21 protein-coding genes are annotated in these 25,787 nt (G+C 70.5%); 2 read left to right on the forward strand and 19 right to left on the reverse strand.

Features of this window, described 5'->3' with window-relative positions; translation table 11 throughout:
* Positions 1 to 12: 12 nt before the first annotated feature.
* The 15 genes from ACGFIW_RS31870 to glgB form a co-directional block, all read right to left on the reverse strand.
* A complete protein-coding gene (locus tag ACGFIW_RS31870) occupies positions 13 to 1,248 on the reverse strand; it encodes a PP2C family protein-serine/threonine phosphatase (protein ID WP_393323742.1) in 1,236 nt (411 codons plus the stop codon).
* Positions 1,217 to 1,699 carry an ATP-binding protein gene (locus ACGFIW_RS31875; RefSeq protein WP_393323745.1) on the reverse strand — a complete coding sequence of 161 codons (483 nt, stop codon included), beginning with the start codon at positions 1,697 to 1,699 and terminating at the stop codon, positions 1,217 to 1,219. The genes ACGFIW_RS31870 and ACGFIW_RS31875 overlap by 32 nt, the downstream gene beginning before the upstream one ends.
* Entirely contained in the window at positions 1,696 to 2,016 is a 321-nt protein-coding gene (locus ACGFIW_RS31880) for an STAS domain-containing protein (protein WP_393323748.1), read from the reverse strand. The genes ACGFIW_RS31875 and ACGFIW_RS31880 overlap by 4 nt, the downstream gene beginning before the upstream one ends.
* On the reverse strand, positions 2,013 to 4,163 hold the full coding sequence (glgX, locus tag ACGFIW_RS31885; protein WP_393323750.1) for a glycogen debranching protein GlgX: 2,151 nt from the start codon (positions 4,161 to 4,163) through the stop codon (positions 2,013 to 2,015). The genes ACGFIW_RS31880 and glgX overlap by 4 nt, the downstream gene beginning before the upstream one ends.
* On the reverse strand, positions 4,160 to 4,495 hold the full coding sequence (locus ACGFIW_RS31890; protein WP_393323753.1) for an STAS domain-containing protein: 336 nt from the start codon (positions 4,493 to 4,495) through the stop codon (positions 4,160 to 4,162). The genes glgX and ACGFIW_RS31890 overlap by 4 nt, the downstream gene beginning before the upstream one ends.
* Positions 4,496 to 4,560: 65 nt before the next feature.
* Positions 4,561 to 6,387 (reverse strand): AGE family epimerase/isomerase, encoded by a 1,827-nt coding sequence (locus tag ACGFIW_RS31895; RefSeq protein WP_393323756.1) that lies wholly within the window; start codon positions 6,385 to 6,387, stop codon positions 4,561 to 4,563.
* A complete protein-coding gene (locus tag ACGFIW_RS31900; RefSeq protein WP_393323804.1) occupies positions 6,377 to 7,033 on the reverse strand; it encodes a DJ-1/PfpI family protein in 657 nt (218 codons plus the stop codon). The genes ACGFIW_RS31895 and ACGFIW_RS31900 overlap by 11 nt, the downstream gene beginning before the upstream one ends.
* A gap of 202 nt (positions 7,034 to 7,235) precedes the next feature.
* Positions 7,236 to 8,840, reverse strand: coding sequence for a thiamine pyrophosphate-binding protein (locus ACGFIW_RS31905; protein ID WP_393323759.1), 1,605 nt, complete (start codon positions 8,838 to 8,840; stop codon positions 7,236 to 7,238).
* 34 nt (positions 8,841 to 8,874) lie between these two features.
* Positions 8,875 to 9,699 carry a type 1 glutamine amidotransferase domain-containing protein gene (locus ACGFIW_RS31910; RefSeq protein WP_393323762.1) on the reverse strand — a complete coding sequence of 275 codons (825 nt, stop codon included), beginning with the start codon at positions 9,697 to 9,699 and terminating at the stop codon, positions 8,875 to 8,877.
* Between the two features lie 146 nt (positions 9,700 to 9,845).
* Positions 9,846 to 11,306, reverse strand: a complete 1,461-nt coding sequence (locus tag ACGFIW_RS31915; protein WP_393323764.1) for an aminoglycoside phosphotransferase — start codon at positions 11,304 to 11,306, stop codon at positions 9,846 to 9,848.
* Positions 11,303 to 13,057, reverse strand: coding sequence for a maltose alpha-D-glucosyltransferase (gene treS, locus ACGFIW_RS31920; protein ID WP_393323767.1), 1,755 nt, complete (start codon positions 13,055 to 13,057; stop codon positions 11,303 to 11,305). Before treS ends, ACGFIW_RS31915 begins: the two co-directional genes overlap by 4 nt.
* A complete protein-coding gene (locus tag ACGFIW_RS31925) occupies positions 13,054 to 15,021 on the reverse strand; it encodes an alpha-1,4-glucan--maltose-1-phosphate maltosyltransferase (RefSeq protein ID WP_393323770.1) in 1,968 nt (655 codons plus the stop codon). The genes treS and ACGFIW_RS31925 overlap by 4 nt, the downstream gene beginning before the upstream one ends.
* 377 nt (positions 15,022 to 15,398) lie before the next feature.
* On the reverse strand, positions 15,399 to 16,094 hold the full coding sequence (locus ACGFIW_RS31930; protein ID WP_393323773.1) for an EthD family reductase: 696 nt from the start codon (positions 16,092 to 16,094) through the stop codon (positions 15,399 to 15,401).
* A 40-nt stretch (positions 16,095 to 16,134) separates the two neighbouring features.
* Positions 16,135 to 16,443 carry a muconolactone Delta-isomerase family protein gene (locus tag ACGFIW_RS31935; protein ID WP_357064763.1) on the reverse strand — a complete coding sequence of 103 codons (309 nt, stop codon included), beginning with the start codon at positions 16,441 to 16,443 and terminating at the stop codon, positions 16,135 to 16,137.
* A 232-nt stretch (positions 16,444 to 16,675) separates the two neighbouring features.
* Positions 16,676 to 18,805 (reverse strand): 1,4-alpha-glucan branching protein GlgB, encoded by a 2,130-nt coding sequence (glgB, locus tag ACGFIW_RS31940; protein ID WP_393323776.1) that lies wholly within the window; start codon positions 18,803 to 18,805, stop codon positions 16,676 to 16,678.
* A gap of 280 nt (positions 18,806 to 19,085) precedes the next feature.
* Here glgB and ACGFIW_RS31945 point away from each other — a divergent pair, with 280 nt between their 5' ends.
* On the forward strand, positions 19,086 to 20,057 hold the full coding sequence (locus ACGFIW_RS31945; RefSeq protein ID WP_393323779.1) for a hypothetical protein: 972 nt from the start codon (positions 19,086 to 19,088) through the stop codon (positions 20,055 to 20,057).
* Between the two features lie 129 nt (positions 20,058 to 20,186).
* Here ACGFIW_RS31945 and ACGFIW_RS31950 read toward each other — a convergent pair whose 3' ends face one another.
* From ACGFIW_RS31950 to ACGFIW_RS31965, 4 genes are all read right to left on the reverse strand, one after another.
* Positions 20,187 to 21,629, reverse strand: a complete 1,443-nt coding sequence (locus ACGFIW_RS31950) for an ankyrin repeat domain-containing protein (protein WP_393323782.1) — start codon at positions 21,627 to 21,629, stop codon at positions 20,187 to 20,189.
* Positions 21,630 to 21,712: 83 nt separating this feature from the next.
* The gene (locus ACGFIW_RS31955) at positions 21,713 to 22,798 is read right to left on the reverse strand and encodes an aldo/keto reductase (protein ID WP_393323785.1); all 1,086 of its coding nucleotides are present in this window, start codon (positions 22,796 to 22,798) and stop codon (positions 21,713 to 21,715) included.
* Between the two features lie 8 nt (positions 22,799 to 22,806).
* Positions 22,807 to 23,286: a VOC family protein gene (locus ACGFIW_RS31960; protein WP_393323787.1), complete on the reverse strand. Its 480-nt coding sequence runs from the start codon at positions 23,284 to 23,286 to the stop codon at positions 22,807 to 22,809.
* Between the two features lie 43 nt (positions 23,287 to 23,329).
* A complete protein-coding gene (locus tag ACGFIW_RS31965; RefSeq protein WP_393323790.1) occupies positions 23,330 to 24,895 on the reverse strand; it encodes an FAD-dependent monooxygenase in 1,566 nt (521 codons plus the stop codon).
* A 286-nt stretch (positions 24,896 to 25,181) separates the two neighbouring features.
* On the opposite strand from ACGFIW_RS31965, the gene ACGFIW_RS31970 reads away from it, so the two are divergent.
* Positions 25,182 to 25,622 (forward strand): nuclear transport factor 2 family protein, encoded by a 441-nt coding sequence (locus ACGFIW_RS31970; protein ID WP_393323793.1) that lies wholly within the window; start codon positions 25,182 to 25,184, stop codon positions 25,620 to 25,622.
* The last annotated feature ends 165 nt before the right edge of the window (positions 25,623 to 25,787 follow it).

The raw sequence follows: 25,787 nt of genomic DNA on the forward strand, positions 1-25,787 counted from the left end.
GGGCCCCGGCGGTCAGAGTCGCCGACGCAGCGCCAGCATGGTGATGTCGTCCGCCTGATCCGCCGTCCCCACGTACCGGTCCAGCCGACCCTCCACCGCCACCAGTAGCGACTCGGCGGAGTCGACCGGCTGGTCGAGCACCTCGAGCAGGCGTGGCATGCCGAACATGCCGCCGGTGTGGGAACGGGCCTCGACCACACCGTCGGTGTAGACGAACAGGGTGTCACCCGGCTCCATCCGGACGTTGCCCAACGAGTACACGCTGTTGGCCAGCATCCCGATCGCGGGCCCGGTCGGCGGCAGCAGTGTGTAACCGCCGTTGGCCCGCAGCAGCACGGGCGGGTTGTGCCCGCCGTTGACGAACAGCAGCGCCCCGGAGACCGGGTCGAGGACCCCGAAGAACAGCGTCACGAAGTAGCCCTGGCCGAGGTGGTTGCGGGCCAGGTACCGGTTGGTGGCGTTGACCGACTCCAGCAGCGGTCCGGCACCGACGGACAGGATCGGCGCCAGCGACGTGCCGGCGATCGACCCGCCGGCGAGGGCGATGGGTGGGGTCCCACCCATCAGGTTCCACGACCCGGCATGCTCGGCGGTGTGTCGCAGCAGGGTGCGGATCAGTGCCATGAACAGTGCCGCGCTCAACCCCTTGTCGCAGACGTCGGCCACCAGGAACCCCAACCGCAGCCCGTTGACCAACTCGAAGCAGTCGTAGAAGTCGCCGGCCACCTGCCGCGCCGGCCGGTAGCGTACGCCCACCTCCCAGCCGTCCGGGGTGGGCAGGCAGTCCGGCAGGAATCCTGCCTGGACCTCCCGGGCGTTGTTCAGGTCCTGCTCGTACGCCCGAAGGCTCGCCTCGGTGGCCATCTCCTCGACGGTGTCGAGCAGATCCCCGCGTTCCGAGGCGGTGGACAGCCGACTGCGCAGCAACCCGGGCAGGAACGGCTCGGTGATGTAGTCGAATCCGCCCCGCGCGCACGCTTCCAGGGCCCACAGGTCGCCCTGCGGAAAGACCAGCACCGTCGGGCGCTGCGGCAGACCGGCCAGCCGTTGACTCAGCAGCGCGACCCGCTGCAGGCCCAGCGACGCCGACACCAGCACCACCGTCGCGCCGTCGGCCAGTCCCGGGTGGTACTCCAGCTCCGCTGGGTCGAACCGGCGTGCCTCCAGCCCGGTCTCCACCAGTGCGGTGGTCAGCTCGGGCACCCGGAGGGCCGAGTCAGCGACGATGATCGCGGTCGGCCTGTTCATGGTGTCCCCCGTCCGTCGGGCCCTGGTCGGTTCCGCCGACGGCCTGGCGTACCCCCAGGATGCTGTGGTTGCAACCGTCGACGTACTCGTAGCCGAACTCGTCGAGGCTGCGGATCGCCAGCAGCAGCCCGCACCCGCCGGGCGGGCGCAGCATCGGGTCGGCGTGGACCTGCGCGGTCAGGTCCCGGCCGCGCGGGTCGAACGGCGGCGCGGAGTCGCTGATCCGCACCCACACCAGGCCGTCGTGCCGGCCACCGTGGAGGCTGATCCGACCGGGCTGCCAGCGGTAGCCGTGCTCGACGATGTTTGTGGTGATCTCGTCGGAGGCCAACCGCAGCCGGTACGCATCCCGCACGGCCAGGCCCAGCCCGGCGGCGAGCCGGGCGACGAAGTCGGCGACCTCCCGGGAGGGCGCCCTCCCGGTGTGCAGGCGCAGACTCCACCCCGTCACGGGCCGACCTCGGGCCGCAGTTCGATGCTGCGGTCGAATCCGGTCAGCCGGATCGTCTCGGCCACCACGTCGTTGGCACCGACCAGCACGATCCGTACCCCGCGGCCGAGCCGCTGGTGGGCGTAGACCAGGCAGCGCAGGCCCGCCGACGACAGGTAGGTCAGTCCGGTGACGTCCAGCGTGAGCTGGCGCAGCGGCGACCGGGTCGCGTCGGTGACCAACCGGTGCAGGTCAGGGGCCGACTCCGCGTCGGCCTCACCGACCAGCACCAGGGTCGCGACGTCGGCCTCGACGATCATTCGGGTGTCCAGACTCATGATGCACCTCGGTTCTGGGATGGATCGGCCAGCGCGGTCAGCACCACGACCGAGCGGGCGCCGATCGTTATTCGGGACTGTTCGGCCAGGGGCGGTTCGAGCCCCGGCGGGTACGCGTCGTGCGGCGCGGGCGCCGAGGTGTCGGCGAACCGGCCCCAGACCAGGCCGGGTGGCAGCTCGGGCAGGTGGACCGTGCAGGACTCCCAGTGCGCGTTCGCCGCCAGGAACACCACGTCCTCACCGCCGTCGTCGGGCTCGTCGGCCCGCAGCATCGCCGCCACCAGCAGCCGGTCGGTCGACCAGTCCGGGGTCCACGCCCGCTCGCCGTGCCAGCTGACGTCGGGCAGGGCCGAGCCGGGGCTGGTGCCGGTGACGTGCGTGACGCGGCGCAGCGCCGGGTGCGCCCGGCGGAACGCGATCGCCCGTCGGGTGAACTCCACCAGGTCGGCGTTGCGCTCCTGCAGCCCCCAATCCAGCCAGGAGAGCTCGTTGTCCTGACAGTAGGCGTTGTTGTTGCCCTGCTGGGTCCGGCCCATCTCGTCGCCGGCCACCAGCATCGGCACGCCGTGGCTGGTCAACAGCAGCAGCATCGCGTTGCGGACCTGCCGGGCGCGCAGCCTGAGCACCTCGGGGTTGTCGGTCGGGCCCTCGTGACCGCAGTTCCACGAGTAGTTGTCGTCGGCGCCGTCCCGGTTGTCCTCGCCGTTGGCCGCGTTGTGTTTGACGTTGTAGGCGAACAGGTCGTGCAGGGTGAACCCGTCGTGCGAGCAGACGAAGTTGACCGAGGCCAGCGGGCCGCGCCCGCGGTACAGGTCGGGCGACCCGACCAGTCGGGTGGCCAGCTCACCACTCGTACCGGCCTCACCGCGCAGGAACCGGCGAACCAGGTCGCGGAACCGCCCGTTCCACTCCGACCAACGGCCGTAGTCCGGGAAACTGCCCACCTGGTAGAGCCCGCCGGCGTCCCACGCCTCGGCGACGAGCTTGGTGTCGCGCAACACCGGATCGGCGGCGATCGCCTCCAGCAGCGGCGGGTTGGCCAGCGGGGTACCGTCCGGACCACGGGTGAGGATCGAGGCCAGGTCGAAGCGGAAACCGTCGATGTGGAACTCCGTCACCCAGTAGCGCAGGCAGTCCAGCAGAAAGGCGCGGGCCACCGGGTCGTTGGCGTTGATCGTGTTGCCGGTGCCGCTCAGGTTCAGGTATTCCCCGTTGCCGGTCAACATGTAGTAGGCGCGGTCGTCCAGCCCGCGCAACGAGATGGTCGGGCCCAGTTCGTTGCCCTCCGCGGTGTGGTTGAGCACCACGTCGAGCATCACCTCGATGCCGGCGCGGTGCAGCTGCCGTACCAGGTACTTGAACTCGGTGATCTGCCCGCCGACCCGCGCGGAGGCGGCGTACGAGGCCTTCGGGGCGAAGAAGCCGAGGGTGTGGTACCCCCAGTAGTTGCGCAGCCGCCGCCCGGTCGACGGGTCGACGCGGTCCAGGTCGGTCTCGTCGAACTCGAACACCGGCAGCAGCTCGACGCAGTTGACCCCCAGCGAGGTCAGGTACGGGATCTTCTCCACCAGCCCGGCGAACGTGCCGGGCCGCCGTACCCCGGAGGAGGGGTGCCGGGTGAAGCCCCGCACGTGTGCCTCGTAGATCACCAGGTCCCGCATGGGCAGGCGGAGCTGCTGGTCGCCGGCCCAGTCGAAGTCGTCGTCGACCACCCGGGCCCGGTAGCGGTAGCCGTCCAGCGGGTGCGGCGTGCTGCCCCACCGCTCCAGGCCGCCGAACGCCCGGGCGTACGGGTCGGTCAGGACCCGCCGGGGGGCGAACCGGTACCCGGCCTCGGGTCGGTACGGCCCGTCGGCGCGGTAGCCGTACTCGACGGTGGTCGGGTCCAGACCCAGTACCGTCATCGAGTACACACCGCCGGTCCGGAACTCCTCCGGGAACGGCAGCTCGGCGAAGGGTTCCGCGTCGCCGCGCCGGAACAGCACAAGCGTCATGGCCGTGGCCGCGTTGGAGTGGATGGAGAAGGTGATCCCGTCCGGGCCGGGGGTGGCGCCGAAGGGCAGCGGGTCGCCGGCGCGGACCGTGAAGCCGCTGATCCGGCGGGTGCCCCCGGCGCGCACGGCGGGCGGCAGGCTGGTGGCGGTCATCGGCTCAGCGCCTCCACGCCCGTGTCCACCGTGTCGGCCACCAGGAACGCCTCGATGAAGCCGGTGGCCGACAGCACCGCGTGCACGTCGTCGGGGATGCTGGCCAGCCCCAGCCGGAGCCCCTTCTGCCGGGCCTGCCGGTAGACCAGCAGCAGCACCCGCAGGCCCGCGCTGGACAGGTAGGACATCCGGCTGAGGTCCAGCAGCAGTTGGCCCTCGTCCGGGATCAGCTGACCGAGATCGTTGTGCACCTGCGAGGCCGTGGCACTGTCCAGGTCTCCGATGAGCGCGATGACCGTGACGTTCTCACGCATCGATTTTTCGACTCGCATATCCGTCCTTATGAGACTCGCGTCGGTCGGTGGTGGATGCGCCTGCCGACCGCCGGATACCGTGTTCAGACGACCGGTGACAGCCGCACCCGTACCGTCAGGTCGGACCTGCTGTCGGGCAGGGCGACCGACATCCGGTCGGGATCGAAGGCCCGGTAGGGGCTGCCGTCGATCTCGACCTGGTCGAGCCGGACCCGACCGGTCGGCAGCGCGTCCGGCGCCACCCGCAGGACCCGGTCGGCGAAGCCGTTCGGCTTCGGCTTGAACCACAGGTCCAACGGCTCGCGCCGGATCAGCAACCGCTGGTACACCGTCGACAGCAGGCACAACTCGGAGGCGTGGTACATGCTCATCGAGTGGCTGCCCTTGAGCCGTTCGGTGCCCAGCAGGTACGGCAGGCCGTTGGCCAGCACGTTGAAGTAGACCCCGCCCTCGTCGTGGTCGAGGAAGAACGCGTTGTAGAAAGCCGCCGCCTCCCGGCCGTGCCGCAGGAACTCCTCGTCACCGGTGTTGCCGGCCAGGATCAGGTACGCCAGGATCGCCTGCTCCTGCTGCCACCACGCCTTACGGTCGTGCCAGGTGAGTCGGTGGGCCGTGGCACCAGGGGCGAGAGTGCGGTCCATCACGTCGTACCAGCCGCCGCGCTGGGTGTCGCTGGCCAGCGCGGGCATCCGGTGGCCGATCTCCTCGGCCAGCCTCCGGTAGGCGTTGCGCGGCCGGATGGCGTTCATCCGCATCATGTTCCAGGCGATCTTGAGGTTGTGCCCGACCACCGCCCGGTCCTGCTGCCAGCCCCAGGACCGGTCCGGGGTCCAGTCGCCGTGGAACCGCTCCTGCACGAACGGGCTGCCGCTCTCCGGGAAGTACTCCAGGATCAGGTCGAAGCACTCCTGGAGCATGTCGGCGTACCGCTGCTCACCGGTCGCCAGCCACAGGTTGATCAGGTACGCCGGGGCGTGGTCGCCGATGGAGTTCCAGTTCTTGCGGGCCCGGTTGGGCCCCAGGCTCTCCTCGTGCGGGCTGAGCCGGATCGGGTCGACGTGCGACCACCAGCCGCCGTTGCGGTCGTCGTGGAAGAACCTGTCGAACAGCCGCATGGTGCCGTCGATGTCGGCGGCGATCGCCGGGTCGCCGGTGATCCGGTACGTCTGCGTCGGCCCGACCAGCGCGTAGATCTGCTCGTACGCCGGGATGGCCGCGTAGTCGTCGCCGAACTCGGAGGTGAACAGCTTCGACTCTACCCCGTCGCGCACGTCCACGCCGTGGTACCAGTACACGACGTCGTTGTCCCGGTCGACGAAGCGCATGTGCTCGCGCATGTACTCGGTACCCCGCTCGGCGACCCGCAGGTAGGTCTCGTCCCCGGTCAGCAGGTACGTCGAGGCCATGCCGTACACCAGGCGGGACAGGGTGTCGGTCTCCTGCACGTGGTTGGCGCTCTTGTCGCCGCCCAGTCGCACGACCGTCCGGTAGTCGGTGAAGTCGGGCATCTCCGTGTCGCCGAACTGGGCCCGCCGGTAGAACCGGGCCAGTTCGGTGAGCTGCTCGGTCCACCAGCCCGGCTCCTCGAAGGCGTGCTCGCCGACCCGCCGCCCGGGCAGCACCACCCGGTGCGCCTCGAACGCGTAGCCGTCCGCGCCGGGGGTGAAGACCCCGTAGGCGAACAGGTGCCGGCCCGGGGTGAGCAGTTCGGGCAGTTCGCCGGTCACGTCCTGCGGCGGCTGTCCGAGGTTGTTGACCACGGTGGCGTACACGGTGGGGGAGTAGGTGGCCCGTAGCGCGCGGCCGTCGCTGGTGCGCAGGTCGACCTGGCGCCGCTGTGGGTCGTGCCCGGTCACGTATCCGGCGACCAGGTCGGAGAAGGTGAAGTCGGGGCGGTAGTCAGTTGCCATGGCGCACCCTCCGCGCGTTCGGCACCGCCGAGCGCCACCAGCGGGTGTCCCGCGTGGCGACCCGGGCGGCGATCAGGTCGATCATCGTGCGGGCGAACAGGTGGCAGTGGTCGGCGCTGCGGGCGGTCACCAGGTCGCCGTTGACCACCACGTCCTGGTCGGTGTAGACGGCGCCCATGTTCCGCACATCGGCGATCAGGTTGTTGTGGCAGGTCAGCGGCCGGCCGGCAACGGTGTGGGGGATGGGGGCGACAAGCCACATGCCGTGGCACACGATTCCCTTGAGCACCGAGGGCTCGGCGAAGGCCCGCTCCAGCAGCCGGGTGGCCGGGGCCAGGTCGCCCGGCCGCTCGGCGTAGCGCAGCCGGTCGGAGACCATCCCACCGGGCACGATCAGCGCGTCGTAGCCGCGCAGCCGCTCGTCGTCGACCGCCTCCAGGTCACCGTCCACGGTGAACGGCAACCGGTACTCGTGGCCGCTGAAGGTGATGCTCGACTGGCCCCACAGCCGGGTGAGGAACTCCACCCGGGCGCCCTCCTCGGCGAACCGGCGCTGGTAGTAGTCGATCTCCGGCTCGACGTAGTCGGTCTCCATCAGGATTGCGACGGTCCGGCCGGCCAGTCGGCCGCCGTCGCGCAGGATCATCTCGTTCACTGTGCGGACTCCAGGGTGAGGATGTGCCGCGGCCGCCGCCGGGCCGTCGGGGAATGCGGGGCGGCGGGCCCCGCCCGGTGCGCCGGGCGGCCCGGTGCGCCGGACCGGTCCCGTGGGGGACCGGCCCGCCGCGACGCCGGGCCGCCCGGGCGCCACCCGTGCCGGCGCGCCGACGCGGGTCAGGTGGTGGCCGTTACCCGGTGACCAGGTCGACCAGGAACGGACCCGGGTGCGCCAGCATGCGGCGCACCGCCGGGACCACCTCCTCGGGCCTGCTCACGCGGACCGCCTCCACGCCGAGACTGCGGGCCAGGCCAGCGAAGTCGATGTCCGGCCGGGACAGGTCGAAGCCGTCGGGGTGGGGGTGCGGGTCGATGCCGCGTTCCCGCCAGTACTGCTCGATGTTGAGGTCGAGCAGCTCGTACCGGTGGTTGTTGCAGATCACGAACTTGGCGCCGACGTCGTGCCGGGCGGCGGTCCACAGCGCCTGGATGGTGTACATGCTCCCGCCGTCACCGGTGAAGCCGACCACCTCGGCCGACGGCCTGGCCATCTTGGCGCCGACCGCCCCCGGGATGCCGACGCCCAGCGACCCGCCGCGGGTGAGGAAGTAGTTGCCGGCCACCCGGGGCGGCAGGTGCTTGACCAGGCCCGGCGAGGCGGTCAGGGCCTCGTCGAACAGCACCAGGTCCGGCCCGGTGTGCGCGGCCAGTTCGGCGGCGAACAGCTCGATCATCGGGCTGTCGGCTGTCGGCTCCGGCCGGACCCACGGCGCCGGCGTGGCCGGCTCCGGCCGGTCGGCGCCGAGCCGCTGCGCCAGCGCGGCCAGGGTCGGCTTCGGGTCGGCGACCAGGGCCAGGTTGACCGGGAAGTTCTTGGCCATCTCCCAGTCGTCCAGGTCGACGTGGACGATTGTGGCGCCCTCGGCGAACGGGCTGGCCAGTGCCGGGAACACCTCGGGGAACACGTACGTGCCCACGATCAGCACGGCGTCGGCGTCGCCGACCACCCCCGCGCTGACCTCACCGAACATGTGCCCGAGCTGGCCACGGTAGAGCGGGTGGGTGCTGTCCATGTTCAGTTCGGAGTTGTCGACGCCCCACACCGGGGCGTCGAGCAACTCGGCCACCCGGGTCAGCTCGGCCTGGGCCCCGGAGACCGCCACCCCGTCGCCCATCAGGATCAGCGGCCGCCGGGCCTCGCGCAGGACCTGCGCCGCCCGGTCCAGCTCCGCCGGCACCGGCAGCACCGAGCGGGTGGGGATGGTGCTGGGTACGACCGGCTCCTCCGTTGACGCGTCGAGCACGTCCATCGGCAGGGCGACGAAGACCGGGCCGCGCGGTGGAGTCATGGCGATCTTCACCGCGCGGCGCAGCACCCGCAGTACGGAGTCCGGGTGCACCACCCGGGTCGCGTACTTCGTCACCGGCCGGGCCATCTGCACGAGGTCCACGGCCATCTGCGAATCCATCGCGTCGTACCGCACGCCGGCCTCGCCGGCGATCACCACGAGCGGCGAGTGGCCCCGCTTGGCCTGGTACAGCATGCCGATGCCGTTACCCAGCCCCACCCCGGTGTGCAGTTGCACCAACGCCGGACCAGCACTCGCCCGGGCGTACCCGTCGGCGATGCCCACCGCGACGGCCTCCTGCAGCGCCAGCACGTACTCGAATGCCGGCAACTGCTCCACGACGTCGAGGAACCCCTGCTCCACCGTGCCGGGATTGCCAAACATCCTGGTGATCCCGTCGGCGGCGAACTGCTCGAAGATGGCGATCTTTCCTGGTCTTGCGGTCATTGGTGCTCCTTCACCCGTGTGTCAGGTCGTCCGGTTACCAGCCGTACCGGCGCAGGCCGTTCTCCAGCACCTCGACCAGCTTCTCGCCGCCCAGGAACGAGTCCGGGGTGGACCGGGCGGTGACGAAGGGGTAGTCGACGATGACCGAGGTCTCCTTGCCGACGTTGCCGTGGAAACGACCGTCGGGGCCGGTGGCGTCGCGCAGGATGTACTCCAGCGGGTACGGCGGCGGGCCCATGTTGAAGTCGACGCCGACGAAACCGGTGCCGTCCTTGTAGTCGTACTCCTTGCAGTGACCCGTGACGTGCTTGCCCCAGATGATGCTCTCCCGGTCCTCCCAGTCCCGGGCGAACGCCAGCGGGGCCACGCCGTAGCACAGACCCAGGATCGGCTTGTCGGCCCGGTGGAAGGCCAGGATCAGCTCGTGCACCCGGCCGTTGTTGACCAGGTCCACGATCGGGCCGCTGCCGCCGACGATGGTCAGCGCGTCGTACTGCTGGATGTCGCTGTCCAGCGTGGCCAGTTCCCGGTTGTAGACCTCCAGCAGCCGCAGGTGGTTCGACTCGCTGTCGTACGGCCGCTCCGGGATCCAGTCGGCCAGGCTGATCGGGTTGTTCAGCCGGTCGGACTCGTCGAGCTCACGGGCGGCCACGGCCACCTCGGGGGTGGTGACGGTCCGGCCCAGCGGCGGGTCGACGTAGCCGGGGTCCAGGCTCGGCGGCAGGGCCACCGGGCGCTTTCCATTGGGGGTGGCGAAGACGCTCGTGTAACCCGCCTGGTCGAAGTTGACCAGCGGACCGAGCAGTTCCTCGCCCCAGTACCCGTACTCCGAAAGAACGATGAGAATCTTCTTGGACACTTTCTCTCCTTCATTCCGTCACGTGCGGAACAATGCTGCCGGGCTTGTCTCGCAATTACGCGCCTGAGTTGGTCCCCCTTCTTGTTCGGTAATTCAAGTCAACCAATCCGGTACGCCGGCGACAAGGTAAGTGAATGGTGCCGTCGTCACTTTGCGATGTCGCCGGTGTGACCGGTCGACATTTCGGCAGGTCCACTGTCGACGTCCGGATGGGCGGCGGCGAACCGGCGTACGGCCCGCAGCGGGATGCCCACCCACCCGGGCCGGTTACGCGTCTCGTAGGCCACCTCGTAGGCCGCCTTGTCCAGCTCGTAGGCGTCCAGGCCGGCGCGGTCGCCCAGCGGTGCCCCGCCGGCGGCGGTGTAGCCGGCGCAGAACGCGTCCCGGGCCGCGGTCACCCACTGCCGGGCCACCCGTTGGCGCCCGGGGTCCTCCGGCGCGCCGCCGGTCAGCAGGGCGTGCCCGGCGGCGTACTCCAGCGACCGGAGCATCCCGGCGACGTCCTGCAACGGCGAACGCCGGGTCACCCGGTCCCCGATCGGCGCGGCCGGCTCGCCCTCGAAATCGATGAGCAGCCAACCGTCTGCGGTCCGCAGCACCTGACCGAGGTGCAGGTCGCCGTGCACCCGCTGGGCCCGCTCGGTCGGGCCGGCCGGTAACCGGTCCAGCACCCGACGCAGTCCGGGTAGGTGCGGCAGCAGCACCGGCGCCTCCCGGGCGGCGGCGGTCAGCCGGTCGTGCATCCGCGAACGGGCCGCGGCGAGTGCCGGACCTGTCACCTCGGCGGTGCCGAACGCTTCGGCCAGTTGTGTGTGCACCGCCGCGACCGCCGAGCCGAGTTCGAACAGCTCCGGCAGCAGGTCCACCGGTTCCGGCTCGCCGTCCAGCAACGCCCGCACACCGGTGGTGACCAGGTCCCAGCCCTCCCGCGCCCGTGGGACGAAGGAGTGCAGCACCCCGAGGGTGACCGGATGCCCGTGCAGTTCGCCCTCGACCGCGCCGACCAGCCGGGCCAGGTGTGCCCCGCCGGCCAGCCGGCGGTGCACCTCCAGGTCCGGGTTGATCCCGGGGGACAGCCGCCGGAACAGCTTGAGGATGAACCGGTCGCCGAAGACCACCGACGTGTTGGACTGCTCGGCGGAGCCGCGCCTGACCCGCAGCCCGGCCCGCCGGGCCAGGCGCAGGTCGTCCGGCCGTTCCGGGACGAACCGCAGCTCACCCAGCCGGGCCCCGTCGGCGAACAGCCGCAGCAGCGCCGACATCAGCTCCGGGTCGGCGGTGCCGTCGTAGACGAGCGTCCCGCCGGCGTGCAGCACCAGTTCGCCGCCGAGCCAGGTCGGGGAGTCGTCCGGGCGCAGGCCCAGCAGCAGCTGGAAGTGCTCGACGGTGTCGCCCAGGTGGGCGGCGACGACCACCAGAAGCCCTCGCGGCCCGCCGTGCCGGCCCTGGTCGGTCAGCTCGACCACCCACACGACCTCGACCAGCTCCGGGCGCCGCCCACCGCTGCCGAACCATCGCCGGGTGGGCAACCAGTCGGCCAGTGCCGGCCCCAGCCGGGCCGCGACCGGCTCACCGAACGCGTACGTCCACGGCACGGTGGCGGTCACGACGCCTCCCGTACCGGCAGCACCCCGAACCAGAAGAACCCGTGACCGGGCATGGTGAGGGTGTAGGTGGGCCGTTCGACGACGCCGAACCGGGTCCCGCCGGTCAGCTCGACCAGTTCGCGGCCGCCGTGGTCGGACAGGTCCAGCTCGACCGGCTGCGGGCGCCGGGACAGGTTGTACGCGCACAGCACGACGCTCTCGACCGGTCTCCCGTCGTCGTCGTCGCCGACGTGCCGGCGCAGGAAGGCCAGCACGCTCGGGTTGGAGGAGCCCAGTTCGGCGTACTCGCCAAGGCCGAAGGCGGGATGCTGGCGGCGGACCTGGATCATCCGCCGGGTCCAGTTCAGCAGGCTGGCCGGGTTGTTCGTCTCCACCTCGACGTTGACCGCCTGGTATCCGTAGATCGGGTCCATGATGACCGGCAGGTAGATCCGGCCGGGGTCGCAATTGGAGAAGCCGGCGTTGCGGTCCGGGGTCCACTGCATCGGGGTGCGTACCCCGTCCCGGTCACCGAGCCAGATGTTGTCGCCCATGCCGATCTCGTCGCCGTAGTACAGCACCGGCGAGCCGGGCAGGCCGAGCAGCATCGCGGTGAACAGTTCCTGCTGGTTGCGGTCGTTGTCCAGCAGCGGGGCCAGCCGGCGCCGGATGCCGATGTTGGCCCGCATCCGGGCGTCCTTGGCGTACTCGGCGTACATGTAGTCGCGTTCCTCGTCGGTGACCATCTCCAGGGTCAGTTCGTCGTGGTTGCGCAGGAAGATGCCCCACTGGGCACCGGAGGGGATCGGCGGGGTCTGGGCCAGGATCTCCGAGATGGGGTACCGGCTCTCCCGGCGCACCGCCATGAACAGCCGCGGCATCAACGGGAAGTGGAACGCCATGTGGCACTCGTCCCCGCCGACGGCCGGGTCGCCGAAGTACTCGACCACGTCGGCCGGCCACTGGTTGGCCTCGGCCAGCAGCACCCGGTCGCTGTACTCCTCGTCGACCACCCGCCGGCATCGCTTGAGGAAGTCGTGGGTGCGCGGCAGGTTCTCGCCGTTGGTGCCCTCCTCCTCGAACAGGTACGGCACCGCGTCCAACCGGAACCCGTCGATGCCCAGATCCAGCCAGAACCGCAGCACGTCGATCATGGCCTCGGCGACCTGCGGGTTCTCGTAGTTCAGGTCGGGCTGGTGGGAGAAGAACCGGTGCCAGTAGAACTGACCGCGCACCGGGTCGTAGGTCCAGTTCGACACCTCGGTGTCGACGAAGATGATCCGGGCGTCGGGGTAGCCGGTGTCGGTGTCGGACCAGACGTAGAAGTCGCCGTACGGCCCGTCCGGGTTGAGCCGCGACTCCTGGAACCACGGGTGGGTGTCGGAGGTGTGGTTCAGCACCAGGTCGGTGATCACCCGGATGCCGCGCTGGTGCGCCTGGTCCAGCAGGTGGACGAAGTCCTCCACCCGGCCGAACTCGGGCAGCACCGTGCGGAAGTCGCGGATGTCGTAGCCGCCGTCGCGCAGCGGCGAGTCGTAGAACGGGGGCAGCCAGAGGCAGTCCACCCCCAACCAGGCCAGGTAGTCCAGCTTGCTGGCCAGGCCGCGCAGGTCGCCGGTGCCGTTGTCGTCGGAGTCCTTGAACGCCCGGACCAGCACCTCGTAGAAGACCGCCCGTTTGTACCACTGCGGATGGGGCCGGGGTGGCCGGGCCGAGCCGTACTCCTGGGCGTCGACCTCCACCACCCGGCCGCCGACCGTTCCGGCGCTCATGACCGCACCACCGTGGCGATGTGGGCGACGGCCCGCTGCGGCTCCAACCTGACGTAGGTGTGCTCGCGCCACTGGAAGATCTCTCCGCCGACCTCGTCCAGCACGGTGAACCGGGCGTCCGGGGCCAGGCCCAGGGCCGGCAGGTCCCACCGGACGGCGCCCTCCCGCGGCCGGTGCGGGTCCAGGTTGATGACGACCAGCACCATGTCCGTCCCCTCCGGGTCGGTCTTGGAGTACGCGATCAGCGCGTCGTCGTCGGTGTGGTGGAACCGCAGGGTCCGCAGGGTGCGCAGCGCGGGGTGGGCGCGGCGGATCTCGTTGAGCCGGGTCAGCCACGGTTGCAGCGACCGGTCCTGGGCCAGCGCGGCGGCGTGGTCGCGGGGGCGTAACTGGTATTTCTCCGAGTTCAGGTACTCCTCACTGCCCTCGCCCACCGCCTCGTCTTCGAACAGCTCGTAGCCGGAGTAGACCCCCCAGGTCGGCGACATCGTCGCGGCCAGCGCCGCGCGCAGGGCGAACATTGCCCGCCCGCCGTGTTGCAGGCTGGCGTGCAGGATGTCGGGGGTGTTGACGAACAGGTTGGGGCGGGCCTCGTCCGCGTGTGCCACCAGTTCGTTTCCGAAGTCGATCAGCTCCTGCTTGGCGGTACGCCAGGTGAAGTAGGTGTACGACTGACTGAAGCCGAGCCTGGCCAGGCCGTACAGCCGGGCCGGTCGGGTGAATGCCTCGGCGAGGAACAGCACGTCGGGCCACTGCCGCTTGACCCGCCAGATCAGCCAGTGCCAGAAGTCCGGTGGTTTGGTGTGCGGGTTGTCCACCCGGAAGATCCGCACCCCGTGCTCGACCCAGAGCAGCACCACCCGGAGGATCTCGGCGTACAGGCCCGCCGGGTCGTTGTCGAAGTTGAGCGGGTAGATGTCCTGGTAGCGCTTGGGCGGGTTCTCGGCGTAGGCGATGGTGCCGTCCGGTCGGGTGGTGAACCACTCCGGGTGCGCGGTCACCCACGGATGGTCGGGCGCGCACTGCAGCGCCAGGTCCAGGGCGACCTCCATGCCGAGGTCGCGCGCCTGGGTCACGAACGCGTCGAAGTCCGCCATGGCGCCCAGCGCCGGGTGCACGGTGTCGTGGCCGCCGGCGGCCGATCCGATCGCCCAGGGGGAACCGGGGTCGTCGGCCGCGGCGGAGGTCGTGTTGTTCGGGCCCTTGCGGTGCTGCTCACCGATCGGGTGGATCGGCGGCAGGTAGACCACGTCGAAGCCCATTCCGGCGATCCTGTCCAGCTCCCGGGCGGCGGTGACGAGCGTGCCGTGCACCGGCTCGCCGGTGTCGTCCCAGCCCCCCGTCGAGCGGGGGAAGAACTCGTACCAGGCGCCGGACAGGGCACGGGGCCGGTCCACCCAGACCTGCCGGGTCGGTCCCCGGCTGATGAACTGGCGGACCGGGATGCGGGACAGGGCGGCCCGGACCTCGGCGCTCTCGGCGGGACGCAGCCGCTCCCGTACCGGCAGGCTGGTGTCCCGCAGCGCGGCGGCGGCGGCCGACAGCAGCCCCCGGCCGTGACCCGCGCCGGGTCTACGGGCCACCCGGTCCAGCAGTCGTGCGCCCACTTCGAGGTCGTTGTCCAGTGAGCCGGCGCCCTGGCCGTCGGCCAGTTTGGCGGCCACGGTGTCCCGCCAGCTCTCCCACGGGTCACCCCAGCCGTCGACCCGGAACGTCCACAGCCCGGCGACGTCCGGTGTGATGGTCGCCAACCAGGAGTCGGTGCCGGGTGGCCCCGGCGTCATCCGGGTGCTCCGCGGGCCGTGGTCCCGCGGGCCGCGCCAGACCACGGTCGCGGCCACCCTCTCGTGCCCTTCACGCCACACCGTGGCGCGCACGGGTATCTGCTCGCCGACGACGGCCTTGACGGGGTGGGTCCCCTCGGCGACGATCGGTGAGACGTCCTCAACGGCGATTCTTTTCATTGTCGCGATCACTCCTCCCGCCGTGGCCGGTACGCCACGGGCAGGCAGACGGGCCCGTGCGCCCCCCCCCGCGGGCGGGGGGGGGGGGCGGGGGGGGGCGGGGGGGGCCGGGCGGGGGGGGCGGGGGGGGCCGCCCGGCGGGCCGGGACGCCCGGGGCCCCTCGCCCGTGCCCCGGGGGGTTCCTTTTCTGGGCGGCCTGCCCCCCCCCCGCGGGGGGGGGGCGGCGGGGGGGCGGGGGGGGGGGGCCGGCGGGCCCGGGGGGGGGGGGGGGGGGGGCACGGGTGGTGCCGGTGACGGCAGGTCGGGGTTCCCGGGCGGTCCGGCCCGGAGGCCGGTCACGCCGTGGACACGTCGCCTGTCACCGGAGTCGGCCAGGTCAGCGGCTCTCCGGTCCGATCACCCAGTGCTCACGGGTGAGCATCTGGTGGACGTAACGGGGCTCGACGAAGCTCCGCAGCTCGTTCTCGGCCTGTTGGAACTCCGCGGAGGCCAGGGCACGGTGGACCGACTCGACGTCGTCGAACCACAGCTGGTACGCCGCGTCGAGCACCGCCTCGCCGATGCCGTACGCGCCGTCGCGGGTGTGGCCCTGCAGGTAGCCCCGCAGGCCGGGGACCTGACGGACGAGCTCGGCGTGTTCGCCGAGGCTGCGCCGGCGGAAGTCCGCCAGCCGCACGCCCTCGCGCCGCTTGACCAACCGGATGAGCTTGACCCCGGGACCGGTGCCGGTGTGCGCGGGTGGCTCGACCAGGACGTGTGCGTCGGTGTCGAGTACCACGGTGCGCCAGAACGCCGCCCAGCGGGGTTCGTCGAGGCGGGCCCCCTGCAGGAACTCCTCGGTTTGCAGCGAGGCCAACTGCTCCTCCTCGTTGGCCAGCCAGATCTCGGCGACACCACTCCACAGCGGATCGTCATCCCGCTCGTCGAGCGGGATCCGGGTGTCGATCATGTAGCGGCGGATCTGCGGGATCTTGCTCGCGTACTCGACGGCGTGCACGTCGAGCCAGTACCGCTGGAATTCCTCCTCCGACATACCCGGCTTCGGGTAGGCGAAGATCATCTGATGGATCACGTCTCTTCCTCTCCTCGTGCGGGCGGCGTCGGGGCGCGGGTCAGACCTTGTACCGCTGCTGCACGTCGGCGGCGAAGCCCAGGTAGTCCCGCAGCGGCCAGACGACCTCGAACTCCAGGTACTCGCGCATCGGGAGCCGGCCCAGAGCGGTCCGGTCCAACTCCTCGGCATTGGGCGAGTCGATGATGGCGATGACGCGCTTCTGGGCGGCGACCTTCCAGATGCCCACGGCGAAACCGGAGTCCACCGTCTCCTGGGCGTGTGCGGTCTCCTCGGCCTCGATTTCCCACAGTTCGTCCAGGGTCACCCGGCCCTCGTGGTTCCATTTCATCTGCACATAGAACAGCATCTACCTCTCCCGTCTAAAGGTGTGGGCGGTCATACGAAGGCGGCGGTGTCCACCGGGTTGTCGCGGCACGCGTACCGGGACGGAATTGTTCGGGGAACTCCGTCAGCGGTACGGCGGCGGATAATTACGCCCGCCTTCGCTCGATGAAACAATTATCGGCACTCGGTACGAGCGGCGGCAATGCCGACCGCACGGAGTGACGGACGCCGATCGTGTCGACCGCTGTCCCGGTTCACTCGGGGTGGACGGCCGATTCCGGGCGTATCCACAGCGTCGTCAGTGCCGGCAGCCGGAGCACGGCCGAGGCCGGCATCCCGTGCCAGGGCAGCGGCTCGGCCCGTACGACCCCGAGGTTGCCCGCGCCACCGCCGCCGTAGACGGTGGAATCGGTGTTGATCACCTCAAGCCACCGGCCGGCGTCCGGCAGGCCCACCCGGTGCGCGTCGCGGTCCCGGTCCGACAGGTTCGTCAGGCAGGCCACGACGCTGCCGTCACCGGCCTGGCGCAGGAAGGCGTACGTGGCACCGTCCGCGTCGTCGGCGTCGATCCACCGGAAGCCCTCCGCCCGGTCGTCCAGCGACCACAGGGCCGGCTCCCGCCGGTACCGTCGGTTCAGGTCCCGCACCAGACGACGGATCCCGTCGTCGGCCTGCTCCCAGGCCAGGCCGTGCTGCTCGCTCCACTCGGAGGGCTGGCCGAACTCGCAACCCATGAAGAGCAGCTGCTTGCCCGGATGGGCCCACATGTAGGCCAGCAGTGCCCGCAGGTTGGCCCGCTGTGCGTCCGGGCCGCCGGCCATCTTCGTCAACAGCGAACCCTTGCCGTGCACCACCTCGTCGTGGCTGATCGGCAGGACGAAGTGCTCGCTGAGGGCGTACGACGAGGCGAACGTCAGGGCGTGGTGGCGAGTGGGGCGGCGACTCGGATCCTCACCCAGATATCCCAGGGTGTCGTGCATCCAACCCATGTCCCACTTGAAACCGAACCCCAGGCCGTCTTGGTCGGTGGGTCGGGTGACACCGGGCCAGGCGGTCGACTCCTCGGCGATCATCATGATCCCCGGGTGCAGGCGGTACGCCGTGGCATTGACCTCCTGCAGCAACGAGACCGCCTCCAGGTTCTCCCGCCCGCCCCGGGCGTTCGGCAACCACTGTCCGGGTGCGCGGGAGTAGTCGAGGTACAGCATGCTGGCCACGGCGTCGACCCGGAGCCCGTCGACGTGGAACTCCTCCAACCAGTAGAGGGCGTTGGCGACCAGGAAGTTGCGTACCTCCGGCCGGCCGAAGTCGAAGATCGCAGTCCCCCAGTCGGGGTGCTCACCCCGACGCGGATCCGGGTGCTCGTAGGTGGGTGTGCCGTCGAAGTGCCGCAGCGCCCAGTCGTCGGTGGGGAAGTGCGCGGGAACCCAGTCCAGGATCACCCCGATCCCGGCCCGGTGCAGCCGGTCCACCAGGTGGCGGAACTCGTCGGGGGTGCCGAGCCGGGGATCCGGAGCGTAGTAGCCGGTCACCTGGTAACCCCACGATCCGCCGTAGGGGTGCGCGGCGACCGGCAGGAACTCCACGTGGGTGAAGTCCAGGTCGTCGAGGTAGGCGACGAGCTGGTCGGCCAGCTCCAAGTAGGACAGTCCGGGCCGCCACGAGGCCAGATGCACCTCGTAGACGCTCACCGGACGGTGCAGCGGTGTCGTCTCGGCCCGCTGGCGCAGCCACGCCCGGTCGCCCCACCGGTACGACGACGCGGCGACGACGCTGACCCGCGACGGGGGCGGCTCGGCGCACCTGCCCAGCGGGTCGGCCTTGGCCCGCCACCGGCCGTCGGGGCCGCGTACCTGGTACATGTAGCGGGCACCGTCGCCGATGTCGGGGACCACGATCTCCCACACCCCCGAGCCCCCGAGCGGGCGCATCGGCAGTCCGTCGCCGACCCCCCAGCCGACGAAGTCGCCGACCAACCGGACCGCCCGTGCCCGCGGCGCCCACACCGCGAAGCTGACACCCGCCGGCCGGACCCGCGCGCCGAGGACCGTCCACAGCCGCTCGTGTCGGCCCTCGCCGATGAGGTGCAGGTCGAGCTCGCCGAGGCTGGGCGGATGACGGTACGGGTCGTCGGCCGGCTCGCCGTCGACGCCGAGCCGGTAGTCGGTGACGGATCCCTCCACCGTGGCCTCGAACAGCCCGATGGGGTGGATGCGGGTCATCGGGTGGGTCGAGGTGGGCAGCACCAGGTCCACCCGGTCGGCCCCGCGCCGTATGGTGCGCACCACCGTCGTGTCGCCGTGCCGATGGGCGCCGAGTACCGCGTGCGGATCGACGATTTCGCCGGACAGGATCGCCTCGAGCCGTGCGTCGATGAAGGACATTTTTTTCCCCCGGACAGCGTCGTCGTGTCGAAAATGGGTCGTCGCATTGTTGTATTTCCGTGCTCCGGAGACCGGCAAGGTGGAGTCGACGTAGTGGCGTGGGCTTCCCACCTGTGCGGATCGGCGCCGATTACGTACGCCTGGTACTCCGGATACCACCACCAGCGGCCGCTGTCGGCGGCCCGCGCGGGTGACCATAATCGAAGATGGTGCACCAATGAGGACATCGCGGAGGTGCGTCCTAATTCGTGACTCGGTAACTCCTGGCAGGAGAGAGCGAATGTCTGACGTGACCGCGGCCGCAGCGGGTGCGGGATTGCTCATCCTGGTCTGGCTGAGCGTGGTCCGGACGGTCTTCGTCCCGCAGCGTGGCTCCTCCCGTGCGGCCCGGTGGACCGTGCAGGTGTTGTTCGCCGTGAGCGTGAGTGTCGCCCACCGACTACCGCTACCGCTGCGCCGTCTGCTGCTCGACGTCTACGCCCCGGCCAGCCTGTTCGTCGTGGTGATCGCCTGGGTGCTGGGCGTGGAGGTGGGCTTCGTGCTCCTGGCGCGGGCGGCCGGCCTGGTCGTGAACCTCGACGACCTGACCCGGTTCCTCACGCTCCGCCTCGACGGCGCCGCTGTCGTGTGGCAGCTGGGCGCGCTCGGGTCGGTGGCGTTGGTGGCCGGCGCCTTCCTGGCCCATCTCGTCCGTTTCTTGATCGCCTACGACCGACGTGAGCGGATGCTGAGCGGGCTCCTCGTCGACCCGTCCCTGCTGGCCGACCCGGACCACCTCCTGACGGACCTGAGGCTCGCCCAGCGGCACCGGGTCGACGACTACTTCGCCGACTGGGACCGGTGGCTGGCCGAGACCTGTCACGCCCACCTGAGCTGTCCGGCGCTGGCCCACTCCCGGTCGGCCGGTTCGTTGTCCTGGCTACAGGCCGCGGTGATCGTGCTGGACTCAGCGGCGCTGCTGGAGGCGGTGGCACCCACCGTGGCGCCCTCCGGGGGGCGTGCCCTGCTGCGCAACGGGTCGGCCTGGCTGCAACAGATGGCCGAGCAGATGGGTGTGGTCATCCATACCGCGCCGGTCAGCCTGCAGGGCCGGGAGGAACGGGCGTTCGACGAGACCGTGGGCGTGGCGATCAGCGTGGGCCTGACGGAGGAACGGGACCGCCACCAGACGTGGACGAGGTTCCAGCAACTGCGGGGCCGGTACGCCCCGTACGCCGCCGCCATCGACTTCCAGTTGGGCCGGTGGACCTGACCGGCGGTGCCCACCCGCGGCCGGTACGGAGACGGTGCTCCGCCGTCGCCGGCCCGGAGGAATCCGGGCCGGCGACGCCTCGCCTGCGCACCGTGGCCGGGCGGGGGTTGCCCCGCCCGGCCACGGTCGTCAGGCGTGATCGCGGACCAGAGCGGTGATCTCGTGGTCCGCACCGAACACCTCGATCGCCACGTCGAGGGGGGTCTTCCCGTCGTGGCCGACGCGGTCCAACGCGGCCCCGGCCTGGATCAGCACCCGGGCGCAGTCCGCGTAGCCGTGCCAGAGCGCGTCGTGCAGCGGGGTGTAACCGTTGGTCGCCCCCTGGTAGTTCAGGTCGACGCCGGGAGCGGCGACGAGGACGGCGGTGATGTCGGCGTGGCCGTTGTACACCGCCTTGTGCAGCGGCACCGCGCCGAAGGTCGGCTCGGTGGCGTTGACGTCGGCACCGGCGGCCAGCAACGCGCGGACGATGGCGGTGTGCCCGTCGCGTGCCGCGACCAGCAGCGGCGTGTGCGCGTCGTTGAAACCGTTGAGGACCGGGAACCGGGCGTCGGCCGGTGCACCCTCGTCGAGCAGGGTCCGCACCTCCTCCAGGTCGCCCCTCGTCACCGCCGCCATCAACCGCTGCTGCTGAACCTGCCGCTCGTCGTTCTCGGCACGCCTGCGCAGCATCTGCTCGGCGGCCAGCAGCTTCTCCTTGCCGAGGCTGTTGACGTTCAGCTCGTACTCGAAGTGCTCCTTCATGGAGAAGCCGTAGTGGGTGGAGAGGTTGACCCCCGCGTTCCTGTCCAGCAGGAACTCCACGACGTCCGGCCACTTGTACCACAGAGCGTCCATCAGCGGCGTGTGCCCGGTCGTGGCGGCGACGGCGTCGACGAAGGCCCCCGCTTCCACCAGGACGCGGACCGTGTCGAGGTCACCGTTCTGCACCGCCTTGTGCAGGGCGGTGCCGCCGGCGCGGCTGTCGGTGCTGAAGACGTCACCGCCGGCGTCGATCAGGGCCTTCACCAGGTCGGCGCGACCCTCACCGGCGGCGGTCTGCAGAGCCGTCAGACCGGTCGACGGGTCCCGGTGGTCGGGGTCCGCGCCGTCCCTGAGCAGCTTCGTGACCTGGTCGGCGGCCCCGTCGCGGATCGCGGCGAGGAGCCGCTGCCCGATGTCGGAACGGAACAGCTCGACCTCGGGTACGGAGTCGAAGAAGGCCTTCCAGTGCGCGATCCGGCCGTCTTCGTCGACCGTCAGCATCATCGAGAACTCGAAGTCCACGGTCATGCCGGTCCCGCGGTGCCGCAGCTTCTGGTAATTGACCACGAAGGCGCGGTTGCCCTCGGCCAGCAACTCCCGCTGCTCGAACTCGAGAATGTCGGTGAAGGCGGTCCGCAGCCGGAACGCCTCGACCACCTCGTCGTGCCCCCGCCACGTCCGCAGGTTGGGGATGACGGTGTTGAACTCGTTGCCGGGAAGTTCGAAGACGATCGACGGTGACAGGGCGTCGAGCACTCCCTGCAGGTTGCCCGCCTGTACGTCCTCGAAGAGTTTGCGGACGATCTCTCTGGTGCGTGTGGTGTCCATCTCTACCTTCCGTGGATCCGTCGTACTGTCTGTGGGACCACCGGGCACCGCCCGGATGGTGCGGGGGCGGCGGCGACCCGCTGCTAGTCGCGTGGCAGCGGCAGCGGCGAATGGACGTCGTCGGCGACGCCCCGCCGGTCGCCGGTGCGCCGGTCGTCGATGTCGAACCAGCGGCGGCCGTACATGTCGTTGACGGTGACGTCCTGGCGCAGCAGATCGTGCGGGTAGCCCAACGGGGTGTGGCTGGCCTCGTCGAGCCGGTTCAGCTGCTCGTCGCTCAGCGTGACCTCGGCGCTGCCGAGGTTGTCCCGGATCTGCTCCTCCTTGGTCGCGCCGAGAAGCGGTATCACCGTCCCCGGTCGAGTGCGCAGCCAGGCGAGCGCCACCTGGGCCGAGGACCAGCCGCCCTCCCCGGCCACCTCCGCGACGATGCGGATGAGGTCGTCGACGCCCGCCATGCTGTTGTGCTCCCGGGGCGCCACGGTCAGCCGGCCGGTGCCCCCGCGCAGGTACTTGCCGGTCAACCGCCCCTCCGCCAGGGCGCCCCAGCACAGCACGGGGATGTCGAACTGGCGGGCCATCGGCAGCAGGTCGCGCTCGGCGCCCCGCTCCAGCAGGTTGTAGCGGATCTGCAGACCGACGAACGGTGACCAGCCGCGCAGGTCGGCGAGCGTGTTGGCCTGGGCGACCTCCCAGGCGGGCCAGTTGGACGCACCGACGTAGAGGATCTTGCCGGCGCGCACCTGGTCGTCCAGCGCCCGCATGATCTCCGGCACCGGGGTCAGCGTGTCGTGCGCATGGACCCACAGCACGTCGATGTAGTCGGTCCGCATCCGGCGGAGGCTGGCATCGATCGAAGCGACCAGGTTCTTCCGGTGGCTGCCCGCCGAGTTGATGTTCGCCAGGTCGGTCTGCAACGTGTACTTGGTGCCCAGGACGAACCGGTCACGGCGCCCCTTCAGCAACTCGCCGAGGATCTGCTCGGAGGTGCCACCGGTGTAGTGGTCGGCGGTGTCGATGAAGTTCCCGCCGGCCTCCTCGTACCGGTCGAGGATGCGGGCGCTGGTCTCGATCGGGGCTCCCCAGCCCCAGTCCTCACCGAAGGTGACGGTGCCGAGGGCGAGTTCGGACACCCGTACGCCAGTCCTGCCCAGAACGGTGTAGCGCATGCCTCTCCTCATTTCGTGACGACAGGGCTGTACTGCTCGTACAGTTCGATGAGTTCACCGGCGGGGCCCTTGACGAAGGCCACGCGCACGAGCATCTCTGGTGATCCGTTGATGGTCACGGTCGTCGGTTCCCCGGACCACTGGTCGAAGGGGAACGCCGCGCCGCCGGCGCCGAGACAGTTGCGGTACGCCTCGTCCACGCTCGGCACGATGAGGGCGATGTGCTGCAGGGGCCCGCCGGAGGAGTCGACGTCGCGCCGGCCCCCCGGGAAGAGCTCGACGTAGGTGTGGCCGCCGAGTTCGATGTAGACGCCCCGACCGCAGTACACCACCTGTCCGGTGTCGGTGAAGGTCCTGGTCCACTCGTAGGTCCGGGAGAATCCCAGTCCCTCTCGATAGAAGCGCAGGGACTCGTCGACGTCCGGGCAGGAGATCGCCACGTGCATCAGGGTGGCGGAACCCGGTGGACGGCTGAACTGGGTGGTCATGGGCCGCTCCTTTCGTTCGTTGTGTCGGTGTGGTCGAGTGCCGTCACCTGGAGTTGAGCCAGGTCCGTAGGCGGGCTGGCAGGTCGGCCGCCGCGGCCGCCGAGGCGGTCAGGGCGACGTGCCCGTCCGGTCGGACGAGGACGGCGTGCGGCAGGTCGGCGCTGACCGCCACGCTGATCGCGGTCGGGCTGTCCGCGGCTGCCCTGGTGGCGGCGTCCAGGTCCGCGTCCGGGGGCAGCAGCATCGACCAGCCCAGTCCTTCGGCCATCCCCGGTCGCGGTGGCATCCGGTCACCCACCGCGGGCTTCGGCGTGCCGGCGCCGCCGCCGTAGCTGACGCTCAGCTGGGCCAGCCGGTTGGCCAGGTACGAGGAGAACTCCGGCAGCCGGCCGAGGGTGGCCAGCATGGTGTTGCGCAGGTGGATGCTGGCGGGATCACTCATGGTCGACACGTCGTGCAGTTGGGCGGTGAAGGCCAGCAGCCCCTCGGCCATCGGTCGCCGTTCCGCGTCGTAGGTGTCCAGCAGGCCCGGGCTCGCCGTGCCGTCCAGGACGGCGGCGAGCTTCCAGGCGAGGTTCAGCGCGTCCTGGATGCCGGTGTTGAGCCCCTGGGCGCCCACCGGGCTGTGCACGTGGGCCGCGTCGCCGACGAGGAACACCGGCCCCTCGGCGAAGGTGTCGGCCAGCCGGTGCCGGACCTGCCAGGTCGACACCATCTCCAGCGACCGCACCTTCGCCCCCGCCGCCGAGGGTCCCCGCAGGTCGAGCATCTCCTGTACGGCGGCGAGGTCGGGCGTCGGCGTGTCGTCGTCGACCAGCGCGACGATGCGGTAACGGTCACCGGGCAGGTGCGAGACGGCCAGCAGGCCCTCCGGCGAGAAGAAGAAACTGATCTCCCCCTCCGGGCCGGACCAGTCCATCACGAACTCGATGAGGGCGAAGTTGTGCGGTCGGTCGTGGCCCCGGAAGGGGATGCCGACGCGTTCCCGCACCGTGCTGTGGATCCCGTCGCAGCCCACGACGTAGCGGGCCTGAACGGCCTGTACCGCTCCGGTGTCGTCGTCGGACACCAGCACCGTCGAGCCCGGGTACTGGCGTCGCACGTCCAGCACCGTGTGTCCACGGTGCACTCCACCGCCCAGGTCGTTCAACCGCGCCTCGAGGACCTGCTCCGTGGTCTCCTGCGGGATGGCCAGCACGAACGGGAAGGGTGTGTCGAGCTCGTTGAACGGGGTGGTGAGCAGCACCTGCTCGCCGTCGCGGGCGGCGAAGGCGCGCCCCGGCCGGCCCCGCGCCACCATGTCCTCGGCCACCCCGACGGCGGCCAGCGACTCCAGTGTCCTGGCGTGCAGGGCCGCGGCGCGCGAGTACGGCGCGGGGGCCGATCGGCGTTCCACCACGACGTGGTCCACGCCCGCGGTCCGTAGGGCGCAGGCCAGCGCCAATCCCACCGGACCCCCTCCCACGATGAGGACGTCCGTTCTGCCCGGTAGCCTCGTGCCTCTGCCCACTGACATGGCTGCTCTCCTGCCGCTGATCGTCTGGCGCAGTGATGAATGCTGCGTTTTCGGACCGATATCGATCGTTCCGTCGCATCGCGACCGTGACATCGCTGGAACGATGTCCGGTGATGTATCGATGATCCGAGTGGAATGGCTCCGGTCGCAACGCCGACCGCACGGAGTAGACCTACCGATCGCGCCGGGGAAATCGTCGTGCTCGCTACTCCCGCAGACCTGACGGAGTCTTCGCGCGATGGCGGTCAACAATGGCGAGCTATTGACGCCGAACTATAGTCGAAAGTGCAGGATTGTCGTTTCCGACGGTTCGTTCCCGCGGCGTGGACGGTATTCACCGCCGCGTTCGACAAGGTCGGTCGAGCGGAGGAGTAGACGAGTGACCCAACACGAGGAGTTGTCGGCGGACGCCCGGAGGGCACGCAACGTCGCAACGTTGCGTGACTACTACCGGTTGCTGTCCCGGCTGGACATCGACGGCTGGATCGAGCTGTGGGCCGAGGACTGTCTGCAGCTCATGCCGTACGCCACTGGAGGGCTGCCGTCGAGCGTGGCCGGGCGGCCCGCAGTGTACGAGCTGTACAAGCAGATGGCGACGGGCTACTCGGTGCTGCGCTACGACGACGTGGAGTTGTACCCGTTGCAGGACCCGGACAAGGTCTTCGCCCGCTGGAAGCCGACCGCCCAGTTGGTGGACGGCACGTCGTACCGCAACGAGAACGCTGCCCTGTTCGAGTTCGACGCGACCGGACGGATCGTGCGCTTCGTGGAGTACTTCAACCCGGTGCCGCTGCTGGAGGGAACCCCCGGCGTCGGCTAGGGCCTGTTTCATAAGAACTGGCTGGCCCGCGGCGGGCCCGGACGACGACCGGCGGCGTTGCGGTTTCGTCCGGATACCACACCGGTATCCGGACGAAACCGCGCCTTGCCGGATCGCCGCCCGGACTCCGTCTCGGCTCGACCGCCCTTATGAAACAGGCCCTAG

The organism is Micromonospora sp. NPDC048935, from assembly GCF_043197875.1.
Taxonomy (GTDB): domain Bacteria; phylum Actinomycetota; class Actinomycetes; order Mycobacteriales; family Micromonosporaceae; genus Micromonospora.